Source organism: Stutzerimonas nosocomialis, assembly GCF_005876855.1.
Classification (GTDB): Bacteria; Pseudomonadota; Gammaproteobacteria; order Pseudomonadales; family Pseudomonadaceae; genus Stutzerimonas; species Stutzerimonas nosocomialis.
On the sequence record NZ_QLAE01000035.1, the window covers coordinates 41,098 to 52,981 of the forward strand.

General features: G+C 61.9%; 10 protein-coding genes and 1 pseudogene. 6 read left to right on the top strand and 5 right to left on the bottom strand.

All coding sequences use genetic code 11. The features are described from left to right. The first annotated feature begins 94 nt into the window (after nucleotides 1-94). Together ltrA and DN824_RS18275 are read left to right on the top strand one after the other, a co-directional pair. Nucleotides 95-1,363 carry a group II intron reverse transcriptase/maturase gene (gene ltrA, locus DN824_RS18270; RefSeq protein WP_073662606.1) on the top strand — a complete coding sequence of 423 codons (1,269 nt, stop codon included), beginning with the start codon at nucleotides 95-97 and terminating at the stop codon, nucleotides 1,361-1,363. Nucleotides 1,364-1,422: 59 nt separating this feature from the next. After that, nucleotides 1,423-1,893 (top strand): annotated as a pseudogene (locus tag DN824_RS18275) (IS5-like element ISPpu18 family transposase); the annotation flags it as partial. A gap of 224 nt (nucleotides 1,894-2,117) precedes the next feature. Here DN824_RS18275 and DN824_RS18280 read toward each other — a convergent pair. Genes DN824_RS18280 through DN824_RS18300 form a run of 5 tightly spaced genes read right to left on the bottom strand, consistent with a single transcriptional unit; the run spans nucleotide 2,118 to nucleotide 6,625 of the window. Further along, entirely contained in the window at nucleotides 2,118-3,332 is a 1,215-nt protein-coding gene (locus DN824_RS18280) for an MFS transporter (protein WP_126152498.1), read from the bottom strand. Further along, the gene (locus tag DN824_RS18285) at nucleotides 3,332-3,796 is read right to left on the bottom strand and encodes a chromate resistance protein ChrB domain-containing protein (RefSeq protein WP_003155013.1); all 465 of its coding nucleotides are present in this window, start codon (nucleotides 3,794-3,796) and stop codon (nucleotides 3,332-3,334) included. Before DN824_RS18285 ends, DN824_RS18280 begins: the two co-directional genes overlap by 1 nt. 2 nt (nucleotides 3,797-3,798) lie before the next feature. Further along, complete coding sequence (locus DN824_RS18290; RefSeq protein ID WP_023443146.1) at nucleotides 3,799-4,392, bottom strand: superoxide dismutase; 594 nt, start codon at nucleotides 4,390-4,392, stop codon at nucleotides 3,799-3,801. Nucleotides 4,393-4,451: 59 nt separating this feature from the next. Continuing rightward, nucleotides 4,452-5,684 carry a chromate resistance efflux protein ChrA gene (gene chrA, locus DN824_RS18295; protein ID WP_174236539.1) on the bottom strand — a complete coding sequence of 411 codons (1,233 nt, stop codon included), beginning with the start codon at nucleotides 5,682-5,684 and terminating at the stop codon, nucleotides 4,452-4,454. Further along, a complete protein-coding gene (locus DN824_RS18300) occupies nucleotides 5,681-6,625 on the bottom strand; it encodes a chromate resistance protein ChrB domain-containing protein (RefSeq protein WP_126152496.1) in 945 nt (314 codons plus the stop codon). Before DN824_RS18300 ends, chrA begins: the two co-directional genes overlap by 4 nt. Nucleotides 6,626-6,877: 252 nt before the next feature. Between DN824_RS18300 and DN824_RS18310 the strand changes: the two genes are divergently transcribed. The 4 genes from DN824_RS18310 to istB all read left to right on the top strand — a co-directional run bounded on the left by DN824_RS18310 (nucleotide 6,878) and on the right by istB (nucleotide 11,817). Then, nucleotides 6,878-8,557: a Mu transposase C-terminal domain-containing protein gene (locus DN824_RS18310; protein WP_000179844.1), complete on the top strand. Its 1,680-nt coding sequence runs from the start codon at nucleotides 6,878-6,880 to the stop codon at nucleotides 8,555-8,557. 2 nt (nucleotides 8,558-8,559) lie between these two features. Continuing rightward, a complete protein-coding gene (locus DN824_RS18315; protein WP_000344784.1) occupies nucleotides 8,560-9,420 on the top strand; it encodes a TniB family NTP-binding protein in 861 nt (286 codons plus the stop codon). A gap of 101 nt (nucleotides 9,421-9,521) precedes the next feature. Next, nucleotides 9,522-11,045, top strand: coding sequence for an IS21-like element IS1326 family transposase (gene istA, locus DN824_RS18320; protein WP_001324342.1), 1,524 nt, complete (start codon nucleotides 9,522-9,524; stop codon nucleotides 11,043-11,045). Further along, nucleotides 11,032-11,817 (top strand): IS21-like element IS1326 family helper ATPase IstB, encoded by a 786-nt coding sequence (gene istB / locus DN824_RS18325; protein WP_000983249.1) that lies wholly within the window; start codon nucleotides 11,032-11,034, stop codon nucleotides 11,815-11,817. Before istA ends, istB begins: the two co-directional genes overlap by 14 nt. Nucleotides 11,818-11,884 lie beyond the last annotated feature (67 nt).

Consider the following 11,884-nt stretch of genomic DNA (forward strand, 5'->3'; position numbering starts at 1 on the left):
GCGGAGCCTCCCGTAGTAGCGATGAAGCCTCTGTAATGGAGGTGGAGCGAAGGGGCGGCGTTATCCGGCCGACGAGCGTTGCCAACCTCCGGGGATGAGTGGCGTGAGCTCGGCGAAACCTTATGACATAGCGAAACGCACGGTATGGGACGCCTACCAGCAGGTCAGGGCCAACCGCGGTGCTGCCGGCATCGACGATGAAACCATCGCCGATTTCGAGCGGGATCTGTCTAAGAATCTCTACAAACTGTGGAATCGGATGTCGTCGGGGTCGTACTTCCCGCCTCCGGTCAAGCAAGTAGAAATTCCCAAGGCATCGGGAGGCACGCGCAAGCTGGGAGTGCCCACGGTTGGTGATCGTGTCGCGCAAACCGTGGTCAAGCTTCTCATCGAGCCGGAGCTGGACTCGATCTTCCACTCGGACTCCTATGGGTACCGGCCGGGACGATCAGCGAAGCAGGCGGTGGCGATCACGCGTGAGCGCTGCTGGCGATACGACTGGGTGGTGGAGTTTGATATCAAGGCAGCCTTCGATCAGATCAATCATGGGTTGCTGATGAAGGCGGTGCGCCTGCACATCAAGGAGGACTGGATACTTCTGTACATCGAGCGGTGGCTGGTTGCGCCGTTCGAAACGGATGACGGCATGCGCGTCCCACGCGAACGCGGCACCCCGCAAGGTGGAGTGATCAGTCCCCTCCTGATGAATCTGTTCATGCACTATGCCTTCGACACCTGGATGCAACGTACCAGCCCCAACTGCCCGTTTGCCCGCTACGCCGATGATGCGGTGGTGCACTGCCGCAGTCGAAAGCAAGCGGAGTACGTGATGCGCTCCATTGCTTCACGGCTGGCTGTCTGTGGCTTGACGATGCACCCGGAGAAATCGAAGGTCGTGTACTGCAAGGACAGTAACCGTCGCGCAGGTTATCCGCATGTGAGCTTTACCTTCCTCGGCTTCACCTTTAGGCCGAGGAAGGCGCTCAGCAAACAAGACCAGCTCTTCACGAGCTTCCTTCCGGGAGCGAGTGCGGATGCCTTAAAGCGGATGCGGCAAGCGGTACGCAGGTGGCGACTCAATCGCCAAACCCACGTGACGCTGGTCGACGTGGCTCGGCTCTACAATCCAGTGATACAGGGGTGGTGGCAATACTATGGCTCGTTCTATCGGACAGCCATGCTTGGCATCTTCCAGCACATTGACCGCGCGCTTGAACGCTGGGCCCGACGAAAATACAAGGCCCTTCATAGGCGCAAGCGGCGCATTAGCCAATGGCTGGACAAGATGCGGACTGTGGTACCCCGGCTGTTTCATCACTGGCGAGTGACCGGGCAGCAAGGTTGGATAACGGGAGCCGTATGACGCGAGAGTGTCACGTACGGTTCTGCGAGCGGCTGCGGGGGCAGTTCCCGCGGCCGACTCACCACTTCGGCATGAAGGCCCACATCGGTGTGGATGACGAGTCGGGGCTGGTGCACAGCGTGGTCGGCACGGCGGCAAACGTGGCGGATATCACCCAGGTCGACAAACTGCTGCACGGTGACGAGAACGTCGTCTGCGCCGATGCCGGCTACACCGGCGTCGAAAAGCGCCCCGAACATGCTGGCCGCGAAGTGATCTGGCAGGTCGCAGCACGCCGCAGCACCTACAAGAAGCTCGATAAACGCAGCGCCCTGTACAAAGCCAAGCGCAAGATCGAGAAGGCCAAGGCACAAGTGCGAGCGAAGGTCGAGCACCCGTTTCGAGTGATCAAGCGCCAGTTCGGTTACGTGAAGGTGCGCTTCCGTGGCCTGGCCAAGAACACCGCTCAGCTGGTGACGCTGTTCGCGCTGTCGAACCTATGGATGGCGCGCCGACATTTGCTGACTACCGCAGGAAAGGTGCACCTGTAATGCGGAAAATGGCTGCTGCGAGGTGCTCGCGGCGGCCAAAAACGGAGAACTGAGCGGGTTACCTGGTCGATTTTGATCGACGGCCCGCTTTCAAAAGCAGCGAGGGCTGAAGTCGACCGGAAATACAGGGGGCGGTTGCAGGAGCTGAGTGCAACACGGGCAGCCCGCAGAATTCGGAAAAAATCGTACGCTAAGGCGCCCCATCTGCTTGCGCGCGAGCGCTCTCAAGAGGAGGGTTTCTCGTGCTTCCGAAACGCGCGCCAAAGTGCAACGTCATAGGCGATCTTGAGCAGGCCGCAGGCAACCAGCGGCGCCGCCAGCCAGCCAGCGGCGAACAGGGCGCCGCCAATGGCGGGGCTCGCTGCGGCGGCAAGGCTCCTGGGAGCGGCGGTGAAGCTCGCCGCCGCGGCGCGCTCTGCCGGCGTTACCACCGCCATGACGAAGGCCGAGCGCGTCGGCACGTCCATCTGCGACAGGGCGCTGCGCAGGAACAGCAGCGCGAGCGCCGCCGGCAGGCTATCGGCGAAGGCGGCGAGGATCAGACAGACGCTGGACGGGATGTGCGTGAACACCATCGTATTGATCAGACCAATATGGCGTGCCACCCAGGGGGCGGCGAGCTGGGAGCCGGCCGACAGCAGTCCGGCCCAGAAGAAGAACTGGCCGGCAGCGGCGAGTGAGAGGTCGAAACGCTCGAACAGCCAGAGCGCGAGTAAGGTATTGACGATCAACCCGCCGGCGAAGGCATCGACCGAGAACAGCGCCGCCAGTTTGATCACGATGCCGCGCGAAGGCCCCAGTGCTGCGGACGGCGCCGCCTGCTCGTGCACGCGGTGGTCCGGCAAGGCGCGATACAGGACGAAGATCGCGACACCGATCAGCCCGTAGGCGACGAACATCAGGCGCAACGCGTCGAGTTGGGCCAGGCCGGCATCAGTCAGCACTTGCGGGATCACGGTCGCCAGCGAACCGGTCGCGGCACACAAGGCGCCGACGAAGGTGTAGCGCGCGAACAGGAAGGTGCGCGCCTCGCCTTGTGCCGATTCGGCCAGCCGCGCATGCTCCAGCGGCAGAAAGACGCTGACGTCGCCGGAGCTGGGGTTCATCGTGCCGACGAAGGCGACGATCAGCAGCGGCCAGAAGGCGCCGATGCCGCCCAGGCCGGCCAGCAGCAGACCGGTGGCGGCCATCAGCCAGGCGGCGGCGAGGAGCAGCCGGCGCTGCGGAAAGCGATGGCCCCATTGCCCGACCGCCAGGGTCGCCAGCGCCGATCCGAGCAGGGTGGCGGAGCTGATCAGCCCGACTTCCCACTTGCCGAGCCCGAGCGTGAGCAGATAGACCGGCAGCAGAATGGCCACAAAGCCGTCGGTGAAGGCCCGCAGGGCCCGGCCGATCAGCAGCAGGCGTGCCTCGGGCGCGACGCCGGCGGGCAGCAGCATCACTTCAGGCCGGGCAGGCGGGCGACCGTCTTCAGCGGCCCCGTGGTTGAGTGGGCGCACCAGGCGTAGAGCGCGTCGTACATCACCATGCCTGCCTTCAGCATCTCGTGGTCGTCGGCGAAGTTGAGCGACAGCCCTTGCGAGATGGCGAGCAGGCCGGCCGCTTCGGTCGCCAGTTGCGGCTGGGCACAGTCGGCGGCCCGCACGATGAGCGCCAGCTTGTTCAAGGCCGGATCGTCGAGTTTGTACTTCTCGATGAAGGCATCGAAGCTGCAGCGGTCGCTGTGGTGGCCGAGCTCTACATTCGGCACGTCATAGGGGATCGCGCCGGTGTCGGCCGCGACTCTCATGACGTCACTTGCCGGCACGTACAGGAACTCGGGGGCCTCGTCGACGAAGCGCGCTACCAGCCAGGGGCAGGCGATGCGGTCGATCTTGGGCCGTTCGCGGGTGATCCATTTCATGCTCAGCCCTCCACCTTGGCAAATGCAGCGTCGGCAGCCGTCCAGGACAGGTTCTGCATGAAGGCGTCCACATAGGCCCCGGCCTTGGCGCCGAAGTCCATGTGGTAGCTGTGCTCGTACATGTCCAGGGCGATGAGCGGCGTGGCGCCGGCGAGGTTGTGGGCGTGGTCGGCGGCCCAGGCGTTCACGAGGCGCCCGCGGCGCGGGCTCCATACCAGCAGGGTCCAGCCGGAGCCGCCGCCCTGGGCCTTGCCCATGGCCGTGAATTCGGCGCGCCACGCGTCCACGGAGCCGAAGTCCCGCTTGATGGCCTGCTTCAACGCTCCGCCAGGGTCGCCGCCGGTACCGCCGAGGGAATCGAAGTACACCTCATGCAGGATCATGGAACCGCTGGCGATCATCTCCTCGCGCTTGAGGCCGTTGATCTCGAACACCGGGGCGCTGGCCCAGGTCAATTCGGCCAGGCGCTGCTCGATGGCATTGAGGCGCTTGACCGCCCCGCCGTAGTTGTTTTCCCAGTGGCTGACGATGAGCTTCTCGGACAGGCCGGTGAGTTTGGCCGGATCGCACGAAAGGGGCTTCAGTTCGTAAGGCATCTTGGCTTCCTCAGTAGGGTGGATCGGAAACGGCGCGGCGAAGGCTGACTCGATCAGATTCAGCCTTGGTTCGGAAACACCAGCCAGCCCGCCAATCCCGCCGCGAGGATCACGACGACGACGTTGAGCTTGTTCTTCCAGGCATAAAGGAATGCCAAGCCTGCGGCGAAGATTGACATGCCCATCGTCAGCGATGGCACACGTTCAGCCGTGACCTGCGCCAGGTCGAGGGTGGTTGCGCCGATCAGGCCGACTACGCCGGCCGCGACGCCGTCCAGGAACGCGTGCAGCCGTTTGTTCTCCACGACCGCCTCCAGCCGGTCGTAGAAAATCAGCGAGAACGCAAAGGCCGGAAGAAAGACACCCACCGTCATGGCCACCGCCCCGATCGGCCCCCCTGCCACATAGCCGACGAACGTGGCGAAGATGATGAGGGGTGCCGGCAGCACACCGGACAGTGCCAGGCCGTCCAGGAACTGCCCATCCGTCATCCACCCGCGCCCGACGGCGTCGTTGCGAACGAACGGGATCGCCGTGTAGGCGCCGCCGAAGGTGAGCAAGCCGGCCTTCAGGCCCGAGGCGAAGATGAGCAGCACCGATGCCTGGCCTTGAACGACCGTTTCCACCAGCTTCGCCGCCGGCGCAGCCCACAAAGCCACGGCCGCGGCCAGCGCCACCGCCCCCAGTGTCACCAGCAGCGCCAAGACTCGATGCTTCAGCACGAGCAGGGCGTACACCAGGCCGCTCGCCGGCAGGGTGATCCAGAAGTCGACACGAGCCATGGCGGCCAGCGCGCAAACGATGGCAATGGCCCACAACCAGCGATCGAGCAGGATGTGCTCGCCGATGCGGTGCACGGCGCGCACGATCAGGGCGATCACGGCCGCCTGCACGCCAAGGAACGCCGCGCCCAGCGAGGTGCCCACGAATTCGATCTGGAAGTACAGCCAGGACAGCGCGAACATCAGCAAGAATCCGGGAAGCATGAACCCGAGTCCCGCCAGTACGCCCCCAAGCCGCCCCTTCGCTCGGATGCCCAAATGAACGCATATTTCGTGCGCTTCGGGTCCGGGCAGCACCTGCATCACCGCAAGCAGCTTGTTGAAGCGTCTGCTGGAGATCCAGCGTTCCTCGTCCACGAGCTCGCGGCGCAACATGCCGATCTGAGCCACAGGCCCGCCCCATGCGAGCAAGCCGAACTTGAGGAAGCGCGCGAAGAGCTGCAGGTAGCTCATCGCTGGAGGGACGGCTTCAGTCGTGGCAGCGGTCTGAGGTCTGGTCGGGGCGTTCACGTTGCTTTGTCCTCGTAACTCTTGAGTAGCCAGTCAAAGACTTCACACGCGCGGGTAAGCAGCGCGTCGTCGTCGGGTTCGGATGCGCGCAGGCCGGCGAGCAGCGCTTCGATGCCCAGCGCTTCCGCGACCGGGAGTCCCCCCACGTCCAGGCAATGCACGAGCTCGCCCAGACGTACCAGTGCAGGGGCGGAATCAAGTCCGAAACTCGCCAGCAGCGTCTCGAAGGTGACCTTGGTGCCGACGTGGCTGAACGCCGCTCCGTCGAAATCGAAGCCGAGCCAATCAGCTTTGCAGTCGGAGGGGCTCGCCAGCCAGACGATGCGAGCGCTCGGGTCGATGAACCGGCGGATCAGCCAGGCACTGGCCAGCCGATCCACCCACGGGCGCGCCCGCGTGGCCCAGGTGCGGCCCTGATAGTCGGAGCGGCCCAGCCGCGGAACATCCGCCTCCCGGGCGGTCGGCTCGTCGGGAGACAGGCGGCGGGTGATCGCGTCGCGCAGGTCGTCGAGCAGCTTCAAGGTCTGGCGCTGCGCCTCGCCAGGGAAGAAGTCGATGCGCGCCACCTGCTCGAAGCGGCGCACGAGCGCCTGGAGCTTGCGTGCGGCGGCTGCGCCATCCAGGGATGTCAGGCTCCGTCCGAGCTCCTTGATCTCCTCGGCGATGCCGGCGTACTCCTCGCCACGGTCGAACAGGGCGCGCAGTGCAGCCTCCTGGGCTTCGTCACACCCCGACAGACGATAGACCTCGCCGCTGCCTCCGGCCTCCGCCGCCTGCGCCGCCACTTCGTCCAGCGCTGCGGCGTTGTCGGCCGTGTCGGGCAGCAGATAGACCCCATCACGCAGCGTTGCGCAGCCCAGCGCCTTGACGGAGCGCCAGGCGCGCATGCGGCCGGTCGATGCCTTGGTGGGCAGGCTGATGAATAGGGCAAGAAAGCTCAAGCACGGGCTCCTTCGTCAACAAGGAATAGCGAATGTAATAGACTCTACATCACGTTATAGTTAAAACTCAATTTGTGCTGAAGCGTCAATTTAAGGCATACCCTAACTGGATGTCATTTTCAGAAGACGACTGCACCAGTTGATTGGGCGTAATGGCTGTTGTGCAGCCAGCTCCTGACAGTTCAATATCAGAAGTGATCTGCACCAATCTCGACTATGCTCAATACTCGTGTGCACCAAAGCGAGGTGAGCATGGCGACGGACACCCCACGGATTCCAGAACAAGGCGTGGCCACTCTGCCTGATGAGGCTTGGGAGCGTGCGCGCCGTCGTGCGGAGATCATCAGTCCGTTGGCGCAGTCGGAGACGGTCGGGCACGAAGCGGCCGATATGGCGGCTCAGGCGCTGGGCTTGTCTCGGCGCCAGGTATACGTTCTGATCCGGCGTGCCCGGCAAGGCAGCGGCCTCGTGACGGATCTGGTGCCCGGCCAGTCCGGTGGAGGTAAAGGTAAGGGGCGCTTGCCGGAACCGGTCGAGCGCGTCATCCACGAGCTACTGCAAAAGCGGTTCCTGACCAAGCAGAAGCGCAGCCTAGCGGCCTTTCACCGCGAAGTCACTCAGGTGTGCAAGGCTCAAAAACTGCGAGTGCCGGCGCGCAATACCGTGGCCTTACGGATCGCTAGCCTTGACCCGCGCAAGGTCATCCGCCGGCGGGAAGGCCAGGATGCCGCTCGTGACCTACAAGGTGTGGGCGGCGAGCCTCCTGCCGTGACCGCGCCGCTGGAGCAGGTGCAGATAGACCATACGGTCATCGACCTGATCGTGGTCGATGACCGCGACCGGCAACCTATTGGCCGCCCGTACCTGACCCTCGCCATCGACGTGTTCACCCGCTGCGTGCTCGGCATGGTCGTCACGCTGGAAGCGCCGTCTGCCGTTTCGGTTGGCCTGTGCCTCGTGCATGTCGCCTGCGACAAGCGCCCTTGGCTGGAAGGACTGAACGTGGAAATGGATTGGCAGATGAGCGGCAAGCCCTTGCTGCTCTACCTAGACAACGCGGCCGAGTTCAAGAGCGAGGCCCTGCGCCGGGGTTGCGAGCAGCATGGCATCCGGCTGGACTATCGCCCGCTGGGACAGCCGCACTATGGCGGCATCGTGGAACGGATCATCGGCACGGCGATGCAGATGATTCACGACGAACTGCCGGGAACGACCTTCTCCAACCCTGACCAGCGCGGCGACTACGATTCCGAAAACAAGGCCGCCCTGACGCTGCGCGAGCTAGAGCGCTGGCTCACATTGGCGGTCGGCACCTACCACGGTTCGGTGCACAACGGCCTGCTCCAACCGCCGGCCGCGCGCTGGGCCGAGGCCGTGGCGCGTGTCGGCGTACCGGCCGTCGTCACACGCGCTACTTCGTTCCTGGTCGATTTTCTGCCGATCCTCCGGCGCACGCTGACCCGCACCGGCTTTGTCATCGACCACATCCACTACTACGCCGATGCGCTCAAGCCGTGGATTGCGCGGCGTGAACGCTGGCCGTCCTTTCTGATCCGGCGCGATCCGCGCGACATCAGCCGTATCTGGGTCCTGGAACCGGAGGGACAGCATTACCTGGAAATTCCCTACCGTACCTTGTCGCATCCGGCTGTCACCCTCTGGGAACAACGGCAGGCGCTGGCGAAACTGCGGCAGCAAGGGCGCGAACAGGTGGATGAGTCGGCGCTGTTCCGCATGATCGGCCAGATGCGTGAGATTGTGACCAGCGCGCAGAAGGCCACACGCAAGGCGCGGCGTGACGCGGATCGCCGCCAGCACCTCAAGACATCAGCTCGGCCGGACAAGCCCGTTCCGCCGGATACGGATATTGCCGACCCGCAGGCAGACAACTTGCCACCCGCCAAACCGTTCGACCAGATTGAGGAGTGGTAGCCGTGGACGAATATCCCATCATCGACCTGTCCCACCTGCTGCCGGCGGCCCAGGGCTTGGCCCGTCTTCCGGCGGACGAGCGCATCCAGCGCCTTCGCGCCGACCGCTGGATCGGCTATCCGCGCGCAGTCGAGGCGCTGAACCGGCTGGAAGCCCTTTATGCGTGGCCAAACAAGCAACGCATGCCCAACCTGCTGCTGGTTGGCCCGACCAACAATGGCAAGTCGATGATCGTCGAGAAGTTCCGCCGCACCCACCCGGCCAGCTCCGACGCCGACCAGGAGCACATCCCGGTGTTGGTCGTGCAGATGCCGTCCGAGCCGTCCGTGATCCGCTTCTACGTCGCGCTGCTCGCCGCGATGGGCGCGCCGCTGCGCCCACGCCCACGGTTGCCGGAAATGGAGCAACTGGCTCTGGCACTGCTGCGCAAGGTCGGCGTGCGCATGCTGGTGATCGACGAGCTGCACAACGTGCTGGCCGGCAACAGCGTCAACCGCCGGGAATTCCTCAACCTGCTGCGCTTCCTCGGCAACGAACTGCGCATCCCGTTGGTTGGGGTAGGCACGCGCGACGCCTACCTAGCCATCCGCTCCGATGACCAGTTGGAAAATCGCTTCGAGCCGATGATGCTGCCGGTATGGGAGGCCAACGACGATTGCTGCTCACTGCTGGCCAGCTTCGCCGCTTCGCTCCCGCTGCGCCGGCCTTCCCCAATTGCCACGCTGGACATGGCTCGCTACCTGCTCACACGCAGCGAGGGCACCATAGGGGAACTGGCGCACTTGCTGATGGCGGCGGCCATCGTCGCCGTGGAGAGCGGCGAGGAAGCGATCAACCATCGCACACTCAGCATGGCCTGTTGAGTTGCATCTAAAATTGACCCACTTAGGGTAAAGATTTGCGTCGAAATTTGACCCACGTATGACACTGTTTCCCGTCTGGATATGGCGGGAGAAATCAAGGAGTGATAAACGTGGCGATATTGAGCGCAATTCGACGCTGGCATTTTCGCGATGGTGCGTCGATTCGGGAAATAGCCCGACGAAGCGGCCTGTCCAGGAACACCGTTCGCAAGTATTTGCAAAGCAAGGTGGTTGAACCGCAGTACCCAGCGCGAGACAGCGTTGGCAAGTTAAGTCCTTTTGAGCCCAAGTTAAGGCAGTGGCTCTCCACCGAGCACAAAAAGACAAAGAAGCTGCGCAGAAACCTGCGCAGCATGTACCGGGATTTGGTCGCTTTGGGCTTTACCGGGTCTTATGACCGAGTGTGTGCCTTTGCCCGACAGTGGAAAGATTCCGAACAGTTCAAGGCGCAAACCTCGGGCAAGGGTTGTTTCATCCCCTTGCGCTTTGCTTGTGGCGAAGCCTTCCAATTCGATTGGAGTGAGGACTTTGCCCGCATAGCGGGCAAACAGGTCAAACTTCAGATTGCCCAGTTTAAGTTGGCCCACAGCCGGGCCTTTGTGCTTCGGGCTTACTACCAGCAAAAACATGAAATGCTGTTTGATGCCCACTGGCATGCCTTTCAAATCTTCGGTGGCATTCCCAAGCGCGGCATCTACGACAACATGAAGACCGCTGTGGATTCGGTGGGGCGTGGCAAAGAGCGCAGGGTCAATCAGCGGTTCACTGCCATGGTCAGCCACTACCTGTTTGATGCGCAGTTCTGTAATCCAGCATCGGGTTGGGAGAAAGGCCAGATTGAGAAGAACGTGCAGGATTCCCGCCAACGCCTGTGGCAAGGGGCACCAGACTTTCAAAGCCTTGCTGATTTGAATGTGTGGCTTGAGCATCGCTGCAAAGCGCTGTGGTCTGAGCTGCGCCACCCCGAATTGGACCAAACCGTGCAAGAGGCCTTTGCCGATGAACAAGGCGAGTTGATGGCGCTACCCAATGCCTTTGATGCATTCGTGGAGCAAACCAAGCGAGTCACTTCAACCTGCCTTGTTCACCACGAGGGCAATCGCTACAGCGTTCCTGCCAGTTACGCCAACAGGGCCATCAGCCTTCGGATTTATGCAGACAAGCTGGTGATGGCTGCCGAAGGCCAACACATTGCCGAGCATCCAAGATTGTTTGGCAGTGGCCACGCTCGGCGTGGCCACACACAATACGACTGGCACCATTACTTGTCTGTGCTTCAGAAGAAACCTGGGGCGTTGCGCAATGGTGCGCCATTTGCTGAATTGCCACCCGCGTTCAAGAAGCTTCAATCCATCTTGCTGCAACGCCCCGGCGGTGACCGTGACATGGTGGAAATTCTGGCCCTTGTATTGCACCACGATGAAGGTGCGGTACTCAGTGCTGTGGAATTGGCATTGGAGTGTGGCAAGCCATCGAAGGAGCATGTGCTTAATCTGTTGGGACGTTTGACCGAAGAACCTCCACCCAAACCGATTCCAATTCCCAAGGGGTTAAGGCTGACATTGGAACCACAGGCCAACGTGAACCGCTATGACAGTTTAAGGAGAGCCCATGATGCAGCATGAAGGCCATGTGAGAATCCTCAAATCCTTGAAACTCTTTGGCATGGCACACGCCATTGAGGAGTTGGGCAATCAGAATTCACCAGCATTTAATCAAGCCTTGCCCATGCTGGACAGCTTGATTAAAGCTGAAGTGGCAGAGCGTGAAGTACGTTCGGTGAACTATCAATTGCGGGTGGCCAAGTTCCCCGTGTATCGGGACTTGGTGGGCTTTGACTTCAGTCAAAGCCTGGTTAATGAGGCCACGGTCAAACAATTGCACCGGTGCGACTTCATGGAACAAGCCCAGAACGTGGTGCTGATTGGTGGGCCAGGCACAGGCAAGACTCACCTGGCCACAGCCATTGGTACACAAGCAGTGATGCACTTGAACCGACGGGTGCGTTTCTTCTCCACCGTGGATTTGGTCAATGCACTGGAGCAAGAGAAATCATCTGGGCGTCAGGGACAAATCGCAAACCGTCTGTTGTATGCCGATTTGGTGATTCTGGATGAGCTGGGATATTTGCCTTTTAGCCAAACCGGTGGGGCACTGCTGTTTCACCTGCTCTCAAAGCTGTACGAAAAAACCAGCGTGATACTGACCACCAACTTGAGCTTCTCGGAATGGAGCCGAGTGTTTGGCGATGAAAAGATGACAACAGCGTTGTTGGACCGACTAACCCACCACTGCCACATCCTGGAAACCGGCAATGAAAGTTACCGCTTCAAACACAGTTCAACTCAGAATAAGCAGGAGGAAAAACAGACCCGCAAACTGAAAATCGAGACATAATTCTGACAACAAGGGGTGGGTCAAAATTCAATGCAAATCCCGGGTCAAATTTGGGTGCAAATCAACA